20 protein-coding genes are annotated in these 22,404 nt (G+C 52.6%); 7 read left to right on the plus strand and 13 right to left on the minus strand.

Annotated elements, in window-relative coordinates; translation table 11 throughout:
* Positions 1 to 7: 7 nt before the first annotated feature.
* On the minus strand, positions 8 to 1,189 hold the full coding sequence (locus NSU18_RS06205; protein ID WP_341148539.1) for an amidohydrolase: 1,182 nt from the start codon (positions 1,187 to 1,189) through the stop codon (positions 8 to 10).
* 240 nt (positions 1,190 to 1,429) lie between these two features.
* Here NSU18_RS06205 and NSU18_RS06210 point away from each other — a divergent pair, with 240 nt between their 5' ends.
* Both NSU18_RS06210 and ftsW read left to right on the plus strand, forming a co-directional pair.
* On the plus strand, positions 1,430 to 1,777 hold the full coding sequence (locus NSU18_RS06210) for a YugN family protein (protein ID WP_341148540.1): 348 nt from the start codon (positions 1,430 to 1,432) through the stop codon (positions 1,775 to 1,777).
* Positions 1,774 to 3,042 (plus strand): putative lipid II flippase FtsW, encoded by a 1,269-nt coding sequence (ftsW, locus tag NSU18_RS06215; protein WP_341148541.1) that lies wholly within the window; start codon positions 1,774 to 1,776, stop codon positions 3,040 to 3,042. The genes NSU18_RS06210 and ftsW overlap by 4 nt, the downstream gene beginning before the upstream one ends.
* A 101-nt stretch (positions 3,043 to 3,143) precedes the next feature.
* Here the strand turns inward: ftsW and NSU18_RS06220 are convergent, their stop codons facing one another.
* A complete protein-coding gene (locus tag NSU18_RS06220) occupies positions 3,144 to 3,509 on the minus strand; it encodes an Asp23/Gls24 family envelope stress response protein (RefSeq protein ID WP_036695005.1) in 366 nt (121 codons plus the stop codon).
* A 154-nt stretch (positions 3,510 to 3,663) separates the two neighbouring features.
* Here NSU18_RS06220 and cax point away from each other — a divergent pair, with 154 nt between their 5' ends.
* Entirely contained in the window at positions 3,664 to 4,734 is a 1,071-nt protein-coding gene (gene cax, locus NSU18_RS06225; protein WP_341021144.1) for a calcium/proton exchanger, read from the plus strand.
* A gap of 162 nt (positions 4,735 to 4,896) precedes the next feature.
* Here cax and NSU18_RS06230 read toward each other — a convergent pair whose 3' ends face one another.
* The 5 genes from NSU18_RS06230 to NSU18_RS06250 all read right to left on the minus strand — a co-directional run bounded on the left by NSU18_RS06230 (position 4,897) and on the right by NSU18_RS06250 (position 10,011).
* On the minus strand, positions 4,897 to 5,199 hold the full coding sequence (locus NSU18_RS06230; protein ID WP_036695007.1) for a YlaN family protein: 303 nt from the start codon (positions 5,197 to 5,199) through the stop codon (positions 4,897 to 4,899).
* 181 nt (positions 5,200 to 5,380) lie between these two features.
* Positions 5,381 to 5,623 (minus strand): HPr family phosphocarrier protein, encoded by a 243-nt coding sequence (locus tag NSU18_RS06235; RefSeq protein ID WP_036695008.1) that lies wholly within the window; start codon positions 5,621 to 5,623, stop codon positions 5,381 to 5,383.
* Positions 5,624 to 5,762: 139 nt separating this feature from the next.
* Entirely contained in the window at positions 5,763 to 6,878 is a 1,116-nt protein-coding gene (locus tag NSU18_RS06240; RefSeq protein WP_341021142.1) for an aminopeptidase, read from the minus strand.
* Between the two features lie 97 nt (positions 6,879 to 6,975).
* Positions 6,976 to 7,839, minus strand: coding sequence for a hypothetical protein (locus NSU18_RS06245; protein ID WP_341021140.1), 864 nt, complete (start codon positions 7,837 to 7,839; stop codon positions 6,976 to 6,978).
* Between the two features lie 165 nt (positions 7,840 to 8,004).
* Entirely contained in the window at positions 8,005 to 10,011 is a 2,007-nt protein-coding gene (locus NSU18_RS06250) for a sensor domain-containing diguanylate cyclase (RefSeq protein ID WP_341148542.1), read from the minus strand.
* A gap of 473 nt (positions 10,012 to 10,484) precedes the next feature.
* Here NSU18_RS06250 and rpsD point away from each other — a divergent pair, with 473 nt between their 5' ends.
* Both rpsD and NSU18_RS06260 read left to right on the plus strand, forming a co-directional pair.
* Entirely contained in the window at positions 10,485 to 11,084 is a 600-nt protein-coding gene (rpsD, locus tag NSU18_RS06255) for a 30S ribosomal protein S4 (RefSeq protein ID WP_341021135.1), read from the plus strand.
* Positions 11,085 to 11,261: 177 nt separating this feature from the next.
* On the plus strand, positions 11,262 to 14,246 hold the full coding sequence (locus NSU18_RS06260) for a transglycosylase domain-containing protein (RefSeq protein ID WP_341021133.1): 2,985 nt from the start codon (positions 11,262 to 11,264) through the stop codon (positions 14,244 to 14,246).
* Positions 14,247 to 14,424: 178 nt separating this feature from the next.
* On the opposite strand, the gene acsA is transcribed toward NSU18_RS06260, so the two are convergent.
* Positions 14,425 to 16,149, minus strand: a complete 1,725-nt coding sequence (acsA, locus tag NSU18_RS06265; protein WP_341148543.1) for an acetate--CoA ligase — start codon at positions 16,147 to 16,149, stop codon at positions 14,425 to 14,427.
* 160 nt (positions 16,150 to 16,309) lie between these two features.
* On the opposite strand from acsA, the gene NSU18_RS06270 reads away from it, so the two are divergent.
* The gene (locus NSU18_RS06270; protein WP_341021129.1) at positions 16,310 to 16,942 is read left to right on the plus strand and encodes a GNAT family N-acetyltransferase; all 633 of its coding nucleotides are present in this window, start codon (positions 16,310 to 16,312) and stop codon (positions 16,940 to 16,942) included.
* 21 nt (positions 16,943 to 16,963) lie between these two features.
* On the opposite strand, the gene NSU18_RS06275 is transcribed toward NSU18_RS06270, so the two are convergent.
* From NSU18_RS06275 to NSU18_RS06285, 3 genes are all read right to left on the minus strand, one after another.
* Positions 16,964 to 17,659, minus strand: a complete 696-nt coding sequence (locus NSU18_RS06275) for a 5'-methylthioadenosine/adenosylhomocysteine nucleosidase (protein ID WP_341148544.1) — start codon at positions 17,657 to 17,659, stop codon at positions 16,964 to 16,966.
* 94 nt (positions 17,660 to 17,753) lie between these two features.
* Positions 17,754 to 18,764 carry a catabolite control protein A gene (gene ccpA / locus NSU18_RS06280; RefSeq protein WP_036695017.1) on the minus strand — a complete coding sequence of 337 codons (1,011 nt, stop codon included), beginning with the start codon at positions 18,762 to 18,764 and terminating at the stop codon, positions 17,754 to 17,756.
* 318 nt (positions 18,765 to 19,082) lie between these two features.
* Positions 19,083 to 19,520, minus strand: coding sequence for a hypothetical protein (locus NSU18_RS06285; RefSeq protein WP_341148545.1), 438 nt, complete (start codon positions 19,518 to 19,520; stop codon positions 19,083 to 19,085).
* Between the two features lie 233 nt (positions 19,521 to 19,753).
* Here NSU18_RS06285 and NSU18_RS06290 point away from each other — a divergent pair, with 233 nt between their 5' ends.
* Complete coding sequence (locus NSU18_RS06290) at positions 19,754 to 20,278, plus strand: type 1 glutamine amidotransferase domain-containing protein (protein WP_341148546.1); 525 nt, start codon at positions 19,754 to 19,756, stop codon at positions 20,276 to 20,278.
* 84 nt (positions 20,279 to 20,362) lie between these two features.
* Here the strand turns inward: NSU18_RS06290 and NSU18_RS06295 are convergent, their stop codons facing one another.
* Positions 20,363 to 21,766 carry a DUF4179 domain-containing protein gene (locus NSU18_RS06295; protein ID WP_341148547.1) on the minus strand — a complete coding sequence of 468 codons (1,404 nt, stop codon included), beginning with the start codon at positions 21,764 to 21,766 and terminating at the stop codon, positions 20,363 to 20,365.
* A 1-nt stretch (position 21,767) separates the two neighbouring features.
* A complete protein-coding gene (locus NSU18_RS06300; protein ID WP_341021118.1) occupies positions 21,768 to 22,292 on the minus strand; it encodes a sigma-70 family RNA polymerase sigma factor in 525 nt (174 codons plus the stop codon).
* Positions 22,293 to 22,404: the final 112 nt, after the last annotated feature.

Genomic DNA, 22,404 nt, shown 5'->3' on the forward strand with positions numbered 1-22,404 from the left:
GTAACATTTATACGGAAATTGACTCATTCAGACAGGAGTCGGCCATACCTACAAGCAGCTTCAAGCCATAGAGCATGGCATCCTCATCGAAATCAAATTTGCTGTGATGATGCGGATAGACAGCCTCCTTGGCCGCATTGCCCGCACCGACGAAGATGAAGCAGCCGGGAATCTCCTGAACATAATAGGAAAAGTCCTCCGCAGGCATAATCTTCTCCATCAGCATCACATCGGCATCTGTCCCAAGCGCCTTCGGGGCAACACGGGCAAAACGTTCATATTCCGCCTCGTCATTCACCAGCGGCGGGTACCCCATCAGATAGTCCACCTTGGCCTCCGTACCATAGGCTGCGGCTACAGAGGCCGCCATCTCTTCAATGCGGCGGCGGATCAGATGACGCGTCTCTTCATCAAATGCCCGCACCGTCCCGGTAATCCGGCAACGCTCGGCTATGATATTCTGGGCCGAACCTCCTTGAATCGTTCCTATGCTGACTACTGCCGGACGCAACGGATCAACATTCCGGCTGACAATCGTCTGCAGCCCGGTAACCAGTGCCGCACCGGCCACAATGCTGTCTGCCGTGCGGTGGGGCATTCCGCCGTGTCCTCCCCGGCCGATCAGATCAATGAAGAACTCATCGGCTGAGGCCATAAGCGGACCTGGCGCGCTGCCTACCGTCCCGAGAAGGAACGGTGTCCACAGATGCAGCCCGTAGACGGCATCTGCACCCGCAAGCACGCCTTCCGCAATCATGCCTACTGCGCCGCCGGGACACACCTCTTCCGCCGGCTGGAACAGAAAGCGGATCTCCCCCTTCAGCTCCTCACGGCGGGAGCTGTAATACGCCGCCGCAGCCAGCAGCATGGCGGTATGGCCGTCATGGCCGCAGGCATGCATCACTCCGGGGTGCTGGGAAGCATATTCCCGGCCGCTCTCCTCTGTAATATTCAGCGCGTCCATATCGGCACGCAGGACTACCGTTTTGCCGGACTCCCGGCCCTTAAGTATACCTGTCAATCCATAGCCTGCTTCACTCCGCCGGACCTCAATCCCCAGCTCCGCGAGCCTTGCCCCGACATAAGCGGAGGTCTCCTTCTCCTGATAGGACAGCTCCGGATGACGGTGCAGATGGCGGCGCCACTTGATCATTTCCGGGAGCAGCTCCCCGATCTCTAACCTCTCCATAACTCTCCATTCCCTTCTCTGGCAGCATCCTGCGGACAAGCCGTCAGGACAAGCCCGTAGGCTCTGCCCGCTCCGCAGACTGCCAACTTTCTTTTATTGTAGCAGAAACACAAAAAAGTGGGTATCGATCAGCCCGTTCTACCTTGCACAACCCCGGGAAACAGACTATCATGAGGAAGAACAATAACAAATTTTAATTACAAATGAATCATTATACTTCATTAAGGGGAGTTGTGCGCTATGATATTTGAGAACACGGGTCTCGAAGGATTGAAGAGCAACCTTCTTTATCTCGACGAAAGTGCAGCAAGAGCAGGATTCATCAGATGGCAATGGGAATACTACCGGGCGACCTACGACTGCAAGATAGAAGACCGCAAGGACGGCGGCGAATACTTCCTGCGCATTAATACCCGTGCTGTGGAAGGGAAGCTGGAGAAGGCGGACGCGGTACTGGCTATTGAAGCTGTCTACCTAGGCAAGGCTACATTCCCCCACGGACTGGAATATGAATCTCCGGTGCCTCAGCCGGTGCTTGAGGTAGCCCGGAAGCATATCGGTGAATTGAAAGCGCTGCTGGAAGCTTGAGCACCGCGAAGGGAAAGAAGGCCTCCAAGGCCAGCCCGCCCAAAAGAGGAACACCCGATTTCCAGTTGCTTATTCTCACCCTGCTGTTCGTGGGCTTCGGCTTGCTTATGGTGTTCAGCTCCAGTTCCAGCTTAACCCTTGCGAGCGAGAAATACAGCAATAATGCATTTTTCTTCGTCAAAAAGCAAGTGGTTTGGGCCGTGCTGGGCAGCTTCATCATGTTCGTGGTCATGAACATCCACTACAGCAAATTTAAGAAATGGTACGCACCGATCTTCGTGATTACCCTCGTCCTCCTGCTGTTCGTAGCAACCACCGAGGGGATTAACGGCGCCAAGAGCTGGATGAGTATCGGAACCCTGGGGATTCAGCCTACCGAGCTGGCCAAGATCTCTATCATTCTCTACCTGGCTGCCCTGATCACCAAAAAAGGCGAACGTCTGCGCGATTTGCGGACAGGGTATATCCCGGTCATGATTATCGTCGGAATTGTCGCCGGACTGATTATGATGCAGCCCGATCTGGGCTCCTGTCTCATTCTCGTAGCGACCAGCGGCCTTGTTATCTATGCCGGCGGCGCCAGCATGAAGCACATCATGGGATCGATCGCTCTGCTTGTTCTGGGAGTAGCCCTCGTCATCGGGGCGAAGGCCGCTATCGATTCCTTGTCTCCGCCGACCGAGAAGGCAGAGATTCAGAAGGACTACAGACAGGGCCGTATCGAAGCCTTCCTGGACCCTCAGGGAAATTCCGAGGGCAGTGGATATAATATTATGCAGTCTCTGATCGCCCTCGGTGAAGGTGGAACACAAGGCTCCGGGTTCGGGCAAAGTATTCAGAAGCTGCATTATCTGCCTTATCCGTATACCGACTTTATTTTCTCCGTCATCGGTGAGGAGCTGGGATTCGTCGGAACCGCCGTGTTCCTGCTGCTCTATCTGTATTTTATCTGGAGAGGAATTCTGATCTCACTGCGGTGCACCGATCCATTCGGCACTCTGGTCGGCATCGGAATCATGGGGCTCATCGCCATTCAAGCCTTCATCAACATTGGCGGTGTCACGAATACAATTCCGATGACCGGGGTCACCTTGCCCTTCATCAGCTATGGCGGCTCCTCCCTGCTCGTCACCATGCTCTGTATGGGGATTATGCTGAGCATCTCACGGGAGACCAACCGTCCTGCCAAGGAGGAAGTCGTGAAGTCTGTGACTACGGTCAGACAAGTGCGAAACAACAGAAGTGCAGGTACACGCGCACGCTAAGAGGCAACCTGCATGCTGATGAGGGTTGAGCCAACAAGTAGAAAGGCAGTCCGGAATATATTCCGGACTGCCTTTTGCATGGATGCCTAGTATAATTGTGCTTAAGAAATCTCGTCGTTCTTGAAGGCTACGCCTTCGACCTTAACGTTAACCTCTACGATGTGAAGCCCGGTCATACTCTCCACAGCCTCGCGGACATTCTGCTGAAGCATGCGGCACACTTCATGAATCGGCGTTTCGTACAGTACGATGATGCGTAAGTCTACCGCAGCTTCCAATTGGCCAACTTCGACAGTAACGCCCTTCTGCACGTTCTTGCCGCTCAGGCGCTTTGCCCAGCCTTCTGACAAACCGCCAGACATGGCTGCAATTCCGGGAGTCTCAAGCGCGGCCAGGCCGGCAATTTTTGAGACAACGTCATTCGATATCCGTATATTTCCCAATTCCAGTTGAAGCTGTTCTGCCATGCCATATCCCCCCTACTCTCATTATCAATTATTGTAATTCCAAAGCGGGCTAAAAAGCAAATGACTTTCTCTCACCCCCGTTTACAGCCAGGAACAATTTGGGTATATTGATTATGAATTCAACCTACATAAAGAGACTGGAGAGTGCTTACCTTTGAAAAAATGGATCTCACCGGCGCTGCTGGTCATCAGCTTTATCCTCAGCGCCACCGGGCATTACGCGAACTGGGATCATACCCTTCAGTTCATATTGTCTGCCATTTCGGTCATCTTCGTGGCCGGTTTCCTCGGCAGGGCCACTGAGAGTGTAGCCCACTACGCCGGACAGCGGCTTGGAGGGTTTCTGAACGCAACCTTCGGCAATGCGGCCGAGCTGATCATCGCCTTCTTCCTGGTCAAGGAAGGACTGTTTGACATGGTCAAAGCGAGTCTGACCGGCTCCATCATCGGCAACCTGCTGCTTGTCCTCGGACTGAGTATTTTTGCCGGGGGCATGAAGTTCAAGGTTCAGAACTTCAATGTCACGCTCGCCGGTCTAAACGGCTCACTGATGATCGTTGCGGTCATCGCCCTGTTCGTCCCGGCCATGTTCTTCAACACCCATTCCATCACCGAGAAAGACACCAATGTACTGAGCCTTGTCGTCGCCGGCCTGCTGATTGCAGCCTACCTCGCCTGGCTGGTTTTCTCCATGATCACACATAAGAAGTACCTGGCGGATGTTACGGACGATACGGCGGAAGAGCTGCCCAATGAGCATGCTCCAGTCTGGTCCCGTAACCGCTCAATCCTCTACCTCGTCCTTGCCACCGTGATGGTCGCCTTCGTCAGTGAATGGCTGGTCGGAACGCTGGAGACGCTCACCGAACGCTTCGGCTTCAGCGAGCTGTTCGTCGGTGCATTCCTCGTAGCGATTATCGGTAACGCCGCAGAACACAGCGCTGCCATTATGCTCGCCATGAAGAACAAGATTGGAGCCGCAGTCGAGATCGCCGTAGGCAGCAGTCTGCAGATCGCCCTGTTCGTTGCCCCTGTGCTGATCTTCGCCAGTTATTTCATGGGCAACACCATGTCGATTGTCTTCACCACGATTGAGATTGTAGCTATAGCCGTATCGGTGTTCATCGCCAAATCGATTATTCAGGACGGCGCAACCAACTGGTATGAAGGTCTCCTGCTGCTAGCAGTTTACATGATTCTCGGCGTATCGTTTTATCTGGTCTGAAACAACCCCACAAAGTGATGCTTTTGCTTCGACGATTACTCAGGTACTTTGCGGGGGCCCCGAAACTTATAAATAATTATAAAAAAACGCACATGATTGACCCCCGGGTCTGTCATGTGCGTTTTGTTGAAAATATAGCCGCTCCCACTTGATGACCGGGACTTACATCTCCCGCTCCTCAGCCTTCTTATTCAGTGCCTCATACAGAACAGCCAAATTGCGTTCCAGCTTACTCAGCACCTGCTTGCCTGTGAGCTCCGGCACCAGCCCCGCTCTGACCGCAAAATCGACCTCTCTGGAGAAGCCGTACATCTGGGTATCCAGCACTTCCTCATAGAGAGGGCAGTAACGGGTTGCCAAATTCTCCATCTGTACTTCAATGAGCTTCTGAATTTTATCGGCATCTTCTTGAAGAAGATTGATTGCTTTGATATTGAGCTGTTCCTGCAAATCCGATGAAGTCATGCATTTTCCCCCCCATGTCCAAAAGTTACAGCTGCTAATGCTTATTATTCTTAATATTAGTCGAAATTAGGACCTAATACAAGATTTCAGTTTGGGTTATTCCTGAAGTTCCTGCAAAATCCCCCCGCTGCACAGCAAAGACGCCCAGCCGCAAGGCCGGACGTCCGAGAAGAAAATGGAATTACTCTGCTACTACTGTAAAATTCAGATTGTGTTTGGCAAAAACTTCGCTCATGGCTTTCTTAGCTTCCTCGGCATCTGTGCCATGTACATGCAGCTCGTAGCTTTGGCTGGATACCAGAGTAGTGAACAAGCCCAGGATGCTCTTCACATCAATGTACTTGTTGTCCGCTTGAAGAACGATAGATGAATTAAATTGGCTTGCTGTCTGTGCAATATCCACGATTGCCGCATTGTTGGACATAGGAATCCCTCCGCAACTTGATTATAAACTTATATTCACTTGTTACCAATTCCATGATACATTGAATCCGCTTACTCACGCAAGGTGTTTCTTGGAAACAGGCATTGCGTGCTTTTGGAATCACCGCTCTTGTACCATTTTATTTCAGGTTCTCCGGATTCAGACCTTCCAGCTCCGGCACCACAAAAATTCCATCTTTACGGATCAGCACATCGTCAAAGTAAATTTCGCCGCCTCCGTAATCAGGTCGCTGAATCAGCACGAGGTCCCAGTGAATGGACGAACGGTTTCCGTTATCCGTTACATCATAAGCCTGGCCGGGTGTGAAGTGCAGACTGCCGGCAATTTTCTCATCGAACAGAATATCCTTCATCGGATGCAGAATATAAGGGTTGAAGCCGATGGCGAACTCACCGATATGGCGCGCGCCGTCGTCGGAATCCAGAATTTCATTCAGTCGTGCGGTATCATTGCTGGCAGCCTCTACGATCCGCCCGTTCTCGAACGTGAACTTCACATTCTCGAAGGTCACCCCGTTATAGATCGATGCGGCATTATAGCTGATCGTTCCATTCACGGAATCGCGGACAGGTGCGCTGTACACTTCTCCGTCCGGGATATTTTTCTGGCCTGAGCATTTCTCCGCCCCGATTCCCTTGATGGAGAACGTAAGGTCCGTTCCGGGACCTAATATACGCACCTTGTCGGTTCTGCGCATAAGCTCAGCCAGCGAATCCTGGGCCTTGTCCATTTTGGCATAATCCAGGTTGCAGACTTCGAAGTAAAAGTCCTCAAAGGCCTCTGTGCTCGTGTTGGCGAGCTGAGCCATACTGGCGTTAGGATAACGCAGCACCACCCATTTGGTGTGCTTGACGCGCTGCTCGCTATGTACCGGGTGGGAATACAGGGAATTATAGAGCTTCATGTTCTCTTCCGGCACATCGGACAGATCATTGACGTTCTCACCGGCACGGATGCCGATATAGCAGTCCATCTGCTTCATGCGGTTCAAGTCGATCTCCGCCCAGGTTTTGATTCCTTCAGGTGTTGCATATTTGAGCATACTGCGCAGAACGGTACGGTCGGTCAGCTGCACAAATGCACGGCCTCCGGCTTTCCCCACTTCCTCCACAACGGCTTTGATCAAATCTCGTTCACTGCCGATCATTTCGACGAGCACGTTCTCGCCGGGCTGTACGTTTACGGAGTAACCTACAAGGTTCGCCGCAAGCTTTTGAATCCGGGGATCATTCATCTGTCTCTCTCTTCCTTCCTCTTGCTGAAAATAAACATACCGTTATATTGTAGCACGCCTGTCATAGAGCGCAAGCCACCTGCGGGAAGGAAACCGCTCACTTATAACCGTAGAAATCCACCTGCGTAATATAAGCCTCTTCCGTGGTCGCTCCGGCCTTGCCGGGATAGGTGAGGGTGCGGTTCGAGGTCAGCCGGGTGGGCAGATTCCGCTTCGGGTCGACCTTAAGATAATAGACCGTGCGGATATCCGCCTGGTTCAGCCTCTGCTGCAGCTCTGTCTGCTTCTGTTCCCACAGTGCGCTCTTAGCCGCAAGTGCCTTAGCATGAGTGTCAGCAGGCACAGCAGCGTCTTCCCCGGCAGCCGGCTTGATTGCCTGCATCTTCTGCGCAAGCTCTGCCGATAGCTGTCTGCGCGCCTCTGCTTCCGTTAATTCAATCCGCAGTACACGGGTCCCTCTGGCACTGCCCGCTTCCTCCGTCACCGTCTTGCCCATTTTCTCCAGCTCCTCCAGCTGGCGCAGCGGATTCAGCGCCTCCAGCGGATTGCTGCCGTCCAGAGCCGGAGAAGCCTGCTTCATCGTCCATTTCCCGTCTTCTTTCACCATACGTGTATAGTAGACTGGTGCATCACCCGAGCCCTGCCTAAGAGAATGCGGACCGGACTCTGCCGCAGGTGCAGGTTGTCCCCCATCCGGCAAGAGCGAATAGAGAGTGATCTGGTTGTGATCCGCCACCTTCCCTCCATAGTAGAGTGAAGATTCCGGTACCGTCTTCCCGTCGATCAGCAGCGCAGCCGCTCCTTCAAAGGACACCCCGTCAGTGCCATCCATCCCCGCCATTACCAGATTCAAGTCCTCCGCAGCCGGCTTGTCCTTCATCACTGTGCACCCGCTGGATACAAGACCAGAGAGCATCAGAAGTACAAGAAATCCTGTACGGATGCGCCGTAAGTTCATCATGGCCATCAAGCCCTTTCCGCAAAAAGTAGAGTGTACCCGCATTCTACCTAGGGTCTCCCTGAATGCCGGGCTTATACGCCGGATGACGCAAAACCCCCTCACAAGGTGACGCTTTAGCTTCGATGTCTATTCAGTTGCTTTCATAAAAAGAAAAATCCTTAAGGCCTAAGCCCAAGGATTCTTCGAATTGTTCTCTGTGGTTTTGTTATCGATCACTACCTGGTTGCGCCCGTTGTTCTTGGCTTCATAGAGCGCCATATCCGCCCGGTAAAAAAGAGATTCGACACTGACCCGGTCATCGGTCCAGCTCCACTCGGCGACCCCGCAGGACACGGTCACACGCGGCTCTGTCTCTCCCATCACACGCTTGCGGATACGCTCCCCTACGAATACGGCCTGCTGCACTCCAAGCTGAGGCAGATAGACCGCAAGCTCTTCCCCGCCCCATCTGGCGGCGACGTCCCCCTGGCGGATCGAGGTCTTCACGATGTCGCTGACCTGCTTCAGGATTTTGTCCCCCTTCTGGTGTCCATAGGTATCGTTCACCATCTTGAACTGGTCAATGTCCACCACAATCAGAGTTCCGCAAAAATCACTGGACTGCCGCTGCTTGATCTCTTCATCCAGATAGTGGCGGGCGAAGAGTCCGGTCAGCGTATCCCGGTTCGCCAGGCGGCGCACCTCGGCATGAAGCCTCGCATTTCCGACAGCCAGCCCGATATGACCGGCCATCGCCTGCAGCAGCCTGTAGCTGTCATAGGAGAAGAAGTGGGCCTGCTTATGCGCCAGCATAATGGCTCCCCGTACCTCCCCGCCCACATTCAGCGGAGTTGCGATCAGCGACTCTGAGCCTGTAGCATCCATCAGCGTTGAAGTCTGCCCTACAGCATACTTGTAATCGGAGAGCAGCAGCGGCTCTCCCGTAGCGTACACCTTACTGCCGAGTCCCTGATTGCCATCCAATATTTCACCCAGCAGCGGCAGATAATTGCAGGCTATTACCTCAAGCCCGCCGCGTTCTTCATTCATATGGAGAATACAGCAATAATCCGCCTCGAACATATCCAGCAGCTCTTCAAAAGCAAACTGGAAAATATCGCCGAGCCTCAGGCTCTGATTCAGCCGCTGCGTAAGCTCATTGCTCATGCGCAGCTCCCTGATCAGCTGATTGGAGCGTTCGTACAGCTTCGCATTCTCAAAGGCTGTACCGGCGGTATCCGCGACCATGGTCAGGAAGCTAAGATCCAGCTCATGGAAGGACGCCTTGTCCATAATCATATGAAACACACCGTATACCCCCTGCTTGCCGCCGAGCGGAAGCCCTACCTCCACTGTCCCGTTCTCTTCTCTCCCGGTATGAAGCGTAACCCGCCCATCCTTGAAGGCCCGGGCACAGACATCATTATTTGCCCATGTCAGCGGAAGCGGCTTGACCTGAGGATGCGTACTGCGATGGTCCTGGGACATGAACAAGTCAAGCCGCGCTCCCGGATACATCGCAGCAATACTGTCAATGACTTCCGTCAGCACGGCGTCTACATCAATGTTGTCATGCATGCGCTGGACAATCTGAAAAAGCAGCGAACGGCGGCTGCCCTCACGCTCGGCATGCAGATGAATCCCCGCAAGATCCGAGACAAACACATGCTCAAACCGGTGATAAAAGCAGGTCTGGAAATGCATCGACATAGCTTCAGCCGTATGCTGCCCTCCTAACTCATACTGCTCCGCAGGCATTCTGCAGCCTAGCACAGCAAATACTTCCCGGTGCCCGCGCGTAAATACCGGCAAAGCCAGAAGTGAATAAGCCTGTCCTTCCTCCTGGACCTCGGCAGCATACATCCCGCCTGTCTGCAGGCAGATTGCCGCCGCTTCTTCCCATTCTGCTCTCCAGCGCCCCTGCCGGAATTCAGAGCCGGGCTCAATCCAATCACCTTCATAATTCAGCACACACCAGTTCCAGGTCTTCGCGAAGGAGGGGACTCCCTGTCCCTGCCATTCCCTGAAACTCTCGGCAATCAAGCTGGCAGCGTAGGGGAAATCGTGAGACACGATATCCGTCTCCTTCAGCCAGGCGGCGGGATCTTCATACTCTCCGCCCGATTGCCTCATGTCCTGTAACAGCATACGGCCGTCCCGATCCTTATGGCCGTATGCCTCCTGCTCTGACATAAAGAGGACCTCCTTTGCATCTTCAATCAGGCCAGACCGGAGCAGCCTCCTGATTCTATTGTAGAGACATTACCAATTCAGCGTAATTATAGTCAGGATATTTTGAAATCACAGTTTTCCGATAACATCCAATTAGTTATATTTTACTCCCTTTCTTGAGGTATTGCATTATATTTTCCGCAAAACCGGGATTTTTTTTAGGACCAAAGAACTAACGACAAAGATAGACAAAAACTCTTTTAAGTTGCGCTTGACTTTGCCTGTCATTTTCATATAATATTTATTGTTGAACAAGACTGTAACAAGTCTTATTGGGCGTAACGTTGTGTCACCCTCTACGCATTTCGTTACTGTCAGGGCAGCGGCTGAACTTCCCTCGGCAGTGTGAAACCATTTAACGCTTTCACGGATACGAATTGCGGCGCAAATAGGCCCTACAATACATTTTTTCATTAAAAGGAGTCTACTATAATATGGCACGTTACACCGGACCTAAATTCAAACTCAGCCGCCGTCTGGGCATTTCCCTTAGCGGTACAGGCAAAGACCTGAAACGCCCTTTCCCACCAGGACAGCACGGCGCTAACCAACGCAGAAAAGTAAGTAACTACGGAATGCAGCTTTTGGAAAAACAAAAACTGCGCCACATGTACGGCCTGGGCGAAAAGCAGTTTAAAACTCTTTTCACTAAGGCACAAAAGCTTCAGGGTATTGCGGGCGAAAACTTCATGTTCCTGCTCGAAAGCCGCCTGGACAACCTGGTTTACCGTCTTGGATTCGCTAACTCCCGTGCAGGCGCACGCCAGTTGGTATCCCATGGCCACGTAACCGTTAACGGCAAAAAAGTCGACATCGCTTCTTTCCGTGTAAGCATTGGCGACGTTATCGGACTCCGCGAAAGAAGCCGCGCTATGACTTCGATCAAAGAAGCTCTCGAGAACCGCAACCATCTTCCGGCTTACCTGGAATATGCTGACGGATCGTTCGAAGGCAAATACATCCGTTTGCCTGAACGTGCTGAGCTGTCCCAGGATATTGATGAGAAGCAAATCGTCGAGTTCTATAACCGTTAAGATTCGCTTACAGCGGAATCTGATCAAAGCTCCCGGATTTCTATCCGGGAGCTTTTTTTATGATAAGAAGCTGAAGTCCCCACTTTGTGGGGATCTTAAAAATCCTCTCCGGCAGAAGCGCATTCAAAATCGCCAAATTGTGCTATAATAGTTCCGTTAAAAGGAGGATTATCGTCGATGGTTGAGGAGAAGAAAAAGAAGACCGCAAAACAGCGTCCACCGCGCAGATCCTGGCTCCGCAGGTTCGGTTCAGTTGTGAAGTGGATGTTCATACTCGGTATACTCGGCTGCCTGTTCGCCGGCGGCGCTGTAGCCGGCTACGTCACTTCAATAGTGAAGGACGATCCGGTCCGGCCCGAAGAACTAATCCAGCAGCAGGTTGGGCTGAACGCCATTACCGGCTTTGCCTATTTCAGTGACGGACAGCCGATCGGCCAGCTCCGCACAGAAGAAGACCGCAGACTTATTGAATTCAACGATATTCCGCAGCTTGTGATTGATGCCGTTCTCGCTATAGAGGACAATAATTTCTACAATCATAAAGGGGTGGATTTCAGCGGCACCCTGCGGGCCGTCAAGCAAAAGGTACTGAACGAATCCGTTCAGACCGGGGGCAGTACCCTGACCCAGCAGCTTGCACGGCGCGTGTTCCTGAACCTGGACCGCACAGAAGACCGCAAGGTGAAGGAAATCCTGCTGTCCCTGCGGCTGGAACGCTTCTTGTCCAAACAGGAGATTTTAACGGCTTATTTAAATAAGGTTCCTTTCGGGAACGGTTCCAACGGCTATAATGTATTCGGTATCAAAGCTGCCGCCAAAGGCATCTTCGGCCTGGATGATCTGGAGAAGCTGAACGTGGCCCAGGCGGCGTATCTCGCCGGCTTGCCGCAGCTCCCCTCCAAGTATTCCGCGTTCAACGGCGTAGGCGAATTCAACGAGACGGCCTTCGGCCGGGCGATGGACCGCCAGAAGCTGGTCCTACGGCGGATGCTGGAGGAGAACAAAATCACCACTTCCCAGTACGACGAGGCGCTGCTCTTTGACATCAAGAGCTCTCTTGCACCGCATACCAAGAAGGCCTATGCCACCTTCCCTTATCTCATGATGGAGACCGAACGCAAAGCGTCCGAGATCCTGCTGAAGCTGAACCAGGGTACGGCAGACAAGGCGGCCGCTGCGGCCGATTCCGCCCAGCTTCTGGAGGAAGCCCGCCAGCAGCTGATGACCGGCGGTTACCGGGTGTACACCACCATAGACAAGAAAGTGTACAGCGCGATGCACAGCATCTCGGATGACAGCAGTAATTTCACCAAGGACAGCAAGGCCAGAGGCAAAGAACAGACGGCCGGTATGATGATCAACAATAAGACGGGCGCGATTCTCGGCATGATTGAAGGGCGCGATTTCAACATCGAGCAGATGAACTACGCTACCCAGATGGTCCGCCAGCCCGGCTCCACCATGAAGCCGATTGCAGCGTACCTGCCTGCCCTGGATGCAGGGCTCATTCAGCCTGCCGGCATTCTGGATGATGCGCCGATTGTCATGAAGGACGGAGGCAAAGGCTACCACATTCCCAAGAATGCCAACAACCGTTATCAGGGTCTGGTTACCGCCCGATATGCCCTGAACAAATCCCTGAACCTTCCGGCCTTGAAGCTGTTCAATGACAAGGTGGGCATTGAGAAGGCCTGGGCCTTCTCCAAGAAGCTGGGGATTACCACCATCCAAGACAATGACTATAGCGCTCAGACCGGGGTTATCGGGGGTCTGAAGTACGGGGTATCCGTGGAAGAGCTGACCAATGCTTACTCCTCCATCGGTAACGGCGGTGCCTTCAATGATGCTTATATGATCGAGAAGATCGTAGACAGTCAGGGTAAAATCGTCTACCAGCATAAAGTTAACCCGGAGCAGGTCTTCTCCAAGCAGACCGCTTATCTGATGACGGATATGCTGCGCACCGTAATTACTGACGGAACAGCAACTACAGTGAAGAGGAACTACAAGCATTTCAAGGAAGTTCCGATTGTCGGCAAAACCGGTTCCACCCAGAACTATGGGGATGTCTGGTTCATGGGCTATTCCCCGGATGTCACCCTTGGAATTTGGGTGGGCTACAAAGAGCAGGTCAATACCCTTCAGGGGGATACCCAGAAGCGCCAGGCGCAGACTCTGTGGACCAAGGTAATGAATACAGTGATTGATAAACGTCCCGAGCTGTTCACCACGAAGGAATTCGCCCAGCCGGAGGGCATCGTCAAGGCGACAGTCTCGGCATACAGCGGCAAGAAGCCTTCCAAGCTGACGGACAGATTCACAACGGACCTGTTCAACGCGAAGTTTGTTCCCAAGGAGAGCGACGACGGAATCTCCAATGCTAAATATATCACTTATAACGGGGTGAACTACATCCCTCTGGAAGGAACTCCTGAGGATTTCCTGAAGGAGAAGATCGTAGTCAAGCGCGAGAAGCCGATTCAGGAGCTGGTCAAAGAGCTGCTGGCCGCCTTCCCGGCAATGAAATCACATGAATCCCTGGCGTACTACATGCCGCAGGATGCCAAGACCGACTATCCGACCGAGGTCGATCCGCGGGTCGATGACGGAAACGGGCCAAGTGCCCCCGGTGAAGTCATGGTTTCCTACAGTACAGGCAAGGCTGTAGTTACGTTCACTCCAAGCGGTTCGCCTGATGTTGTCGGCTACCGCCTCTACCGTTCCCTGAACGGCGGGTCTTTCCAGAAGCAGGCCGTTCTCGCGGCTGGAGAGAGTACCGTCTTCAGGCCGGGGACTCCGGCAGGCGCTAATGCTACCTTCTATGTGGCTGCTGTAGACGTAGCCGGACATGAGACTGCTTCCGGCAGTGTGGCTGGCGGCATTAAGCCGACACCGGAGCCTACGCCTACTCCGGAACAGACCCCAGGCGCTGAACCGACACCGGACGCCGGAATCATTCCGGACAGTACTGAGGACCCTGGCATGATCATTATTCAGCCGCCTGCCGTTGATGATTCAACTCCTTTAGGCGGTACCAACGCAGCGGGCGGAACCAGCGGCGGGAATGCCGCCGGGAATACCGGCGGGAAGCCTGCAGGCAATGCCAGCGGCAATGCCGGAGGCAGTACCGCCACTAACGCTACAGGCAACTCCGGACGTTAAGCTAGGCAGACGGACTTCAGTTTAAGCTTCAAAAGCCCGTTCCCCGGAATAAGGGGAACGGGCTTTTTTTAAATATAAGAATGTATATGTTTCACACTGTACATTATCCTTCTATTTCTCGCCGAAACGGTACCGTCCTTTAATAGGACGCCAAAGACGTTTCCACTTGTAATTCTGCCTAGTCTTCAATGGTAGATAAATCGCCTGCCGGCAGATGCAGCTCCCAGGCCTTCAGTACACGGCGCATAATTTTACCGGAACGGGTCTTGGGCAGCTTATCCTTGAACTCGATTTCACGCGGTGCTGCATGGGCAGACAGGCCTGCTTTGACAAATGCCGCAATCTCTTCCTTCAGTTCAGCGGTTGGACTGTATCCATCCCGCAGCGAGATGAAAGCCTTGATAATCTCTCCGCGCATGACATCCGGCTTGCCGATTACTCCCGCCTCTGCCACAGCCGGATGCTCCACCAGCTTGCTCTCGACCTCGAAGGGCCCGATCCGCTCCCCGGAGGAATTGATCACATCATCAATCCGGCCCTGGAACCAGAAATAGCCGTCTGCATCCATGTAAGCCGAATCCCCCGAGATATACCATCCGGGAATCCGGAAGTATTCCTCGTACTTAGCCTGGTTATTCCACACCTTGGCCATCATGGAAGGCCAGGGGGTGCGGATGGCCAGATTGCCCATGGAATACGGCGGCAGTACGTTGCCACGGTCATCAAGGATAGCTGCTTCAATCCCCGGCAGCGGCCGGCCCATGGAGCCAGGCTTGATGTCCATTCCGGGATAGTTGCAGATGAGCTGCGCTCCCGTCTCGGTCATCCACCACGTATCATGAATCCGCTGCTGATAGATTTTGTCGCCCCACCGCACAACCTCCGGGTTCAGCGGCTCGCCTACAGACAGTACATGACGCAGACTGCTTAGATCGATCCCCTCCAGAGTCTCCTTGCCAGCTCCCATCAGCATGCGGAACGCCGTAGGCGCACTATACCATACGCTCACCCCGAAGCGCTCAATCGTCTTATACCAATCCAGCGGACTGAATCGGCCTCCCCGGACTACATTGGCTACTCCATTCAGCCAAGGGGCAAATATCCCATAAGAGGTTCCGGTCACCCAACCCGGATCGGCCGTGCACCAGTATACATCGTCCGGCCGCAGATCCAGAACTACCTTGCCTGTATAATAGTGCTGGATCATGGCTCTCTGCACATGGTAGATGCCTTTGGGCTTTCCTGTTGAACCGGAGGTATAATGCATAATCAGACCATCCTCCAGGCTAAGCCATTCCGGTTCCAGCTCGGCAGACGCTTCAGCCATTTCCGCTTCATAGTTCAGCAGCCCTGAATCTTCAGCAGCAGAAGCTCCTACCACAAAGATATGGCGCAGTCCAGGAAGCTGCTCCCGCTTCACCCGTTGCAGCAGCTCAGGTGTGGTTACTAGCGCCACCGCTCCGCTATCCTCCAGACGGTCCTTGACCGCCGTCTCCATGAACGCCTCGAACAGCGGGCCTGCCACTGCTCCCGTCTTCAGAATGCCGAGCAGGCTAAAATACAGCTCCGGGGTACGCGGCATGAAGATGAACACCCTGTCTCCTTTGCCGATTCCGTATTTGCGCAGTACATTACCGAACTTATTCGACCGTTCCCGTAAGTCGGCGAAGGTGTACCGCTCCTCACGCACCGCATCGCTGTAGATCAGTGCTGTAGCAGCCCCCCGCCCCTCCTCGACATGACGGTCTATCGCTTCATGTGCCATATTCACCTTGCCGGTCCCATGCCAGGAGAAGCTGCGCTCGACATCCTCCCACCGGAATTCCTCAACTGCCCGGGAATAATCCTCCATATTCGAATGCTGCACCCGGCCCGGTAAAATTTCGCCTTGAACTTGCCCCATTACTCTTGCCTCCCCTACTGGTTTGCTTTAAGCTTTAAGGGTACCCTCTAATTCTATTAATTCCGTCAATGCTCTAAATGTGAATATTCCGTGTCGGAATCAGTATATCACAGGAAGCGGTTACATTCCATATTATAGTGAACTGGAAGGGAGCCCAAGCATGGAGCACCATAAAATCCCTGTATCCCATACCATAGAGCATCAAGGCCGGCTGATTTCTGTCCGTGGACCCTTAACTCCCGAAACGCTTCAGACCTTAAGCATGCACCGCGATCTGGACGCCTTCCGTAAGCCGCAGGAGCAGTTTGAAGCCTTGATCGAGATATCCGGCTTACCTGAAGGGCGTATCGTGGCAGCAGTGGTCTCAGACGTTATCGTGGGCTATGTTACTTTTCATTACCCGGATGAACTGGAGTTATGGTCGCAGGGCGGGATGGAGGATCTGATTGAACTGGGAGCCATCGAAGTAGCTGACGAGTATCGCGGAAGCGGCCTTGCGAAGCTGCTGGTTTCAAGCGCTTTTGAAGAGGGACAGCTGGAGAACTGCATTGTATTCACTACCGAATATTATTGGCACTGGGACCTCAAGGGGAGCGGCCTTAGTGTATGGGAGTACCGCCAGATGATGGAGAAGCTGATGAAGACGGTAGATATGGTGTGGTATGCCACCGATGACCCGGAGATCTGCTCGCATCCGGCCAATTGCCTTATGGTGCGTATGGGCCGGGATGTGCCGCTGTCCTCCCGCGAGACCTTCGACCGGGTGCGCTTCAGACAGCGGTTTATGTATTAATTCAGGCGGCCTGCCTGCAGGTTACATAACCTTAAGCATATGCTCCAGAATGGCATGCGAATGCTGCGAGGCCGTTACGGTGAACTCACTGTAATTCATATGGGCTGAGCCGTCTGCTTTGTCTGACATGGAACGTACGATTACAAAAGGGACCCCGTTCATATAGCAGACCTGGGCGACCGCCGCGCCCTCCATCTCTGCGCAGGCCCCGCCCAGCTGCTCACGCAGCTTAGCTACGGACGCCCTGCTGGCAATGAATTGATCCCCGGACAGCACGATGCCTGTTACAGACTTCTGCCCCAGCTCTTGACAGGCCTCTTCTGCTAACTTCACCAGTAGCGGATCTGCCTGGAAGACAGAGATCTCCTGATACGGAATCACCCCTCTGGCATAGCCAAGCGCTGTAACATCCATATCATGCTGAATGCAGGAGGATGAAATAACAATATCCCCGATGTTCAGCTCAGGATGCAGCGCTCCTGCTACTCCTGTGAACAGCACCTGCTCAACGTCGAAGCTGTCCAGCAGAATCTGGGTAGTTACGGCGGCGTTCACCTTCCCTACCCCTGATTTGCAGACCACGGCTGCCTTCCCGAACACTGTCCCTGCATAAAAGGTAATTCCGGCCTTCACTGTGGTCTGCCGATTCTCCATCTTTTCCAGCAGCAGCTTGATTTCTTCATCCATTGCACCAATCAGACCCAGAACACCGCTCATTTCATATCCCCCTTGAACTTTATGCCCGCAAACATAAAAAGCTCCCGAAGGAGCTTCTTATGAAACCTATATTCACGAGCTAAACATACTAATTTTATTTGTTGACATGGTTGACAGATAGACGAAGAATGGTCTCATGCGGCAAAATAACCCGCGGATTCTCAACCGTCTCCTTCTTCATCAGCTTCGTCAGCAGTCTCATCGCTACAGCACCGAGATCATACATGGGCTGTGCTACAGTAGTGAGGAGCGGACGAACCATCGAAGCCATCCGGATGTTGTCTACACTGATAATCGAGAAGTCATCCGGCACCTTGAGGCCTTCATCCTGGATGCTGTGAATGGCGCCAATCGCCATCTCATCAGTAGCGGCAAAGATAGCCGTCGGCTTCTTCTTCAGACCCAGGAAGTACTTCATAGCTTCGACACCGGATTCGTAACGATAGTTACCGATGCGTACCAGATCCTCCTGATACTCGATACCTGCCGCCTCCAGCGCCTTCTTGTAGCCGTGGAACCGGGCATACCCGTTCGCAGGGTCCTGCAGTGTGCCGCTGATCATGGCGATCTCACGGTGTCCATGGCGGATCAGCGTATTCACTGCATCAAATGCAGCCGTCTCGTGGTCGATATCCACGGATGGATACGTCCCCTTCTCATCGCGGGTCGCACAGAGCACGATAGGCACAGCAGAGGTCTGGAACGCCTGAATATGCTCTTCCGTAACGGTTCCGCCCATGAACAGCAGCCCGTCCACCTGCTTCTCAAGCAGTGTGTTAATGACACGAATCTCTTTCTCTTTGCGCTTGTCAGCGTTGCAGAGAATAATGTTGTAATGATACATATTGGCAATATCTTCAATCCCGCGTGCAATTTCCGCAAAAATCGAGTTTGAGATATCAGGGATAACAACCCCTACGGTTGTCGTTTTCTTGCTGGCGAGACCTCTCGCCACAGCATTCGGACGATAGCCCAAACGCTCAATCGCTTCAAAAACCTTCTTCCGGGTCTGCGGTTTCACGTTGGGGTTATTATTCACAACCCGTGATACCGTAGCCATAGATACGCCTGCTTCTCGAGCTACATCGTAAATGGTTACCGTCAAATTACTCTCTCCATTGCGATAAATTTTATCGTTCGACTAATTAAAATTATGATACGACACTTTGTACAATTGTGCAATGATAACGCTTCATTTTCCTTTCAAAATTTCTTTCAAAGGTTGAAACGCCAGTTCTGGCGCGGCTTTAACGCCTTCCGCCAATTCCTGATTCTCCAATAGCTTCCAGTTGAAAGCCCTTAAAATTTCAATAATTCCGTATGCTTTCTCTATCGTATCAAAAAGCGCGTGAAAAATCCAACATTCGCTGAAAGTTTTTCATTGTTTTTGCAGACTTTTTTTCAAAATGTCAAAAAATGCTCTTTATTTGGCACTTTCTGCCGATTGGGCAGTCAACTGGGAGAGCCGCAGACCGATCTCTTCCATCCACTTCTTGTCGGACAGATCCGCCGCCGTGCGGTATACATCCAGCAGCAGATCAATCCGGCTCTGCATAGCCTTGCGGATAGCCTCCTCCAGTTCCGGCAAGCCGCCGGCAAACAAGCCCGCAGAAAGCGTATCCTTCAGCACACTGGCCCACTCATTGCGGTCCGCAAAGGACAGATGCAGCTTGCCCGCAGGGCGCTCTCCAAGCTCCCGGATCAGCAGACCCAGGTCACGCTTAATCGCCGTCAAGGGCTCATAGCGGGCGCATTGCCCGCAGGTATATACAGGGACATGAGTAATTTTGATCTTCGCACTATAAATTAGCGTATGCATATGTATGGTCATGACCCCGCCGCAGCCGCAAGACTTCTTCATTAATTGTTCCTTATACATCTCCCACACCTCAGAATGATCTTTTAAAAACGCATAGTATTGGCTTTTCCCTATTCTAGTATTCTACCTCATTCCCCTGAATCCCTGCTAGTTAGCATATCATGTTTTAATTGGTAATAGTTTTAGTATTTTCCATATCGAAATGTGACTTCAACTGTCTCTTTTGATAGAATGACATAGATATCAGGAAGTTAAGCCGAAGGGAGCTGTACAGAATGAGACTATCTGGTAAAAAAGTGATTGCGCTGGTGGACGATGAATTTGAAGATCTTGAGCTGTGGTATCCCGTATACCGCGTCCGCGAGGAAGGGGCCGAGGTTCATTTGGCCGGCCTTGAGAAGGGGAAGACGTATGTCGGCAAATACGGCGTTCCGGCCACTGCTGAATACAGCTGGGACGAGCTGAAGGCAGCCGACTATGACGGCATCCTTGTTCCCGGAGGCTGGGCTCCCGACAAAATCCGCCGGTACAGCGCAGTGCTGAAGCTGGTGCAGGATTTCAATACTGCGAAGAAGCCGATTGGCCAGATCTGCCATGCCGGCTGGGTCTTAATCTCCGCCAAAATTCTTGAAGGTGTAACAGTCACCTCCACACCGGGTATCCGTGATGATATGGAGAACGCCGGGGCTATCTGGAAGGATGAGCCTGTCGTTGTGGACGGCCACATCATCTCCGCACGCCGCCCGCCGGACCTGCCGCCATACGGCAAAGCGTTCTGCGATGCGCTGGCCGGTGAATAACAGGCAGCATGATATCTGATATAAACACAAGCCCTGCCCTGTCGTCTGACAGGATTCAGGGCTTTTTGCCGCTTTTAAAGGGGATTAGCGGATAGGAACGGACAGCTTCTCTTTGATCAGGGCAGGATACGCCTCAATGGTGAACGTCAGCGGCTGCGGATATTTATTACTTCCCAGACCTTTGTAATACATGTGAGGGATTGACTTCGCATTCTCCGGCTCCGTGCGCTGCGGAATATCGATATCAAACTTTTCTGCTGAATGAACTGTACCTGCTCCATCGGTAAATGTTTGCCCCAGCCTAAAGTCATTGTAGATACTGTTGTTCTTTGCCTGAGAATCATATTCCAGCACCATCGTGGAGCCCTTCTCCGTGTTATGAATGGACATTTGCAAATTCTGATCCGGAGCCTTGATAATTTGTTGCTTATCCGTATCAATTACTAATTGGGTTGCCTTCTTATCCAGCGCCAGAATTCCATTGATTTGCAGCTGGAGTGATTGTGCCAGGCGGCTGTCGTTCGCAAATATCAGTGTGCCCCCACTGTCTGTAAAGTCGGCGGCGCGTAAATCCAGATACGTATAGTCACCGCTGCCACCTGCTAAGAAACCCGGTTTGTATATGGAGAAGATCTGTTTGGAGTTCAGCGGGCCGCAGGTATAGTCCAGATAAATGCCGGAGGCGGCCAGATAGACCTCATTGATTTTAATTTTCTGACCTTCTATTTCCAGTGTTTTGTCTACATGTACGGTTTCTCCTGCCTTGGCGAGCTGCTCCCGGTCCAGCGGAAGAGCTACAGACAATTTAGAGAGAGGGCTATCTGCTGAAACTGGAGTGAACTGCTTGTACTTCCCAAGCTCCAGCTCAAACGTAATTTGATCAGGAAGAGCTCCCGCACCACTCTCCCACTGCCTTACTTCATAACCGTAGGTTATACGATTTGGGGAAATTGAGTTCCCCGGCCCCCTGCTTGTATTCAAAGGGTTTGCAGCAGCTCCAGTAAGCTGCATAAGTTCAACTCCGGCATTCTCGCCAGTCTTATTCTGCAATGAGTATAAAATGATAATCCCCTTCTGATCCGCAGCAATTCCATCTACAGTCAGGACAAATCCGTTCTGCTCCGCGGTAACACCAGTGATGCGCTGTACAAGGCCAGCCTCGATTGCCGAAGATACTGTGGAATGTCTTACTGCCAGATTATACTTTTCAAACACCCCATTGCTTGGAAGTAATACTGCCTGATCCGGAGCAGCTCCCTGTGTCTTCAACACCCCGCCTGCCCGGGGAAAAGAGAACAACAGTACTAGTCCAAGTACTGCCGCCGCTGCGGCCAGAGCATAACGCTTCCTAAGTGACATAGAGCTTCTTCTGGAACGCGTTATTCCTCTGCGGATTGCCGTATTCAGCCTCATTTCCGGGACCTCCTCGGCTTCCGCCGACAGACTGTGGTAGTACTCCTTCAGCAGCTCTTCTTCTGTCTTGACCATGCTATAGTCCCCCTTTGATTTTCATCTTGTCGCGCAATTGCTTAAGCCCCTTATTCAGCCAGGTCTTGACCGTTCCTTCCGGCTTGCCCAGCACCTCGGCAATTTCCGTCAGTGTCATATCCCGGTAGTACTTCAGGACAAGCACCTGACGGTACTTCGGCTTCACTGCTTCCAGAGCCCGCTCCATATCCAGCTTACGGTCACTGGTCATCTCCTGCAGTCCAGCGCTTGCCTGTTCCGGCACAGGAGCGGCCAGCCGCTTCCTGCGTTTCAGTTCATCCTTGCAGCAGTTGATCAGAATCCGGGTCAGCCAGGGTGCGAACCGGTCCTCATCCTTCAGACTCCCGCGCTTGACCCAGGCCCGGTATGTAGTTTCCTGAACCATTTCAAGTGCCTCCGCCTCGCTGCGCAAGTAACTGTACGCAATGCTGTAGAGTATTTTCTTCTGTTCCAGTACCCGGCTGATGAACAGCTGCTCCTGTTCATTCAAGCGGCGCACCTGCTCGCCTTCCCACGTATGTTCCATCGAGGCTTAGTATCCCCCTTCTTTTTTTGACTTCTGTATATACTGACTGTCCAGCAGTCCAAACGGTTTTGCTTTTTGGGCGAATGATGCTGTTGCACATGAATTCAGCTGC

Source organism: Paenibacillus sp. FSL H8-0048 (genome assembly GCF_038002825.1).
Lineage (GTDB): Bacteria > Bacillota > Bacilli > Paenibacillales > Paenibacillaceae > Paenibacillus_AQ.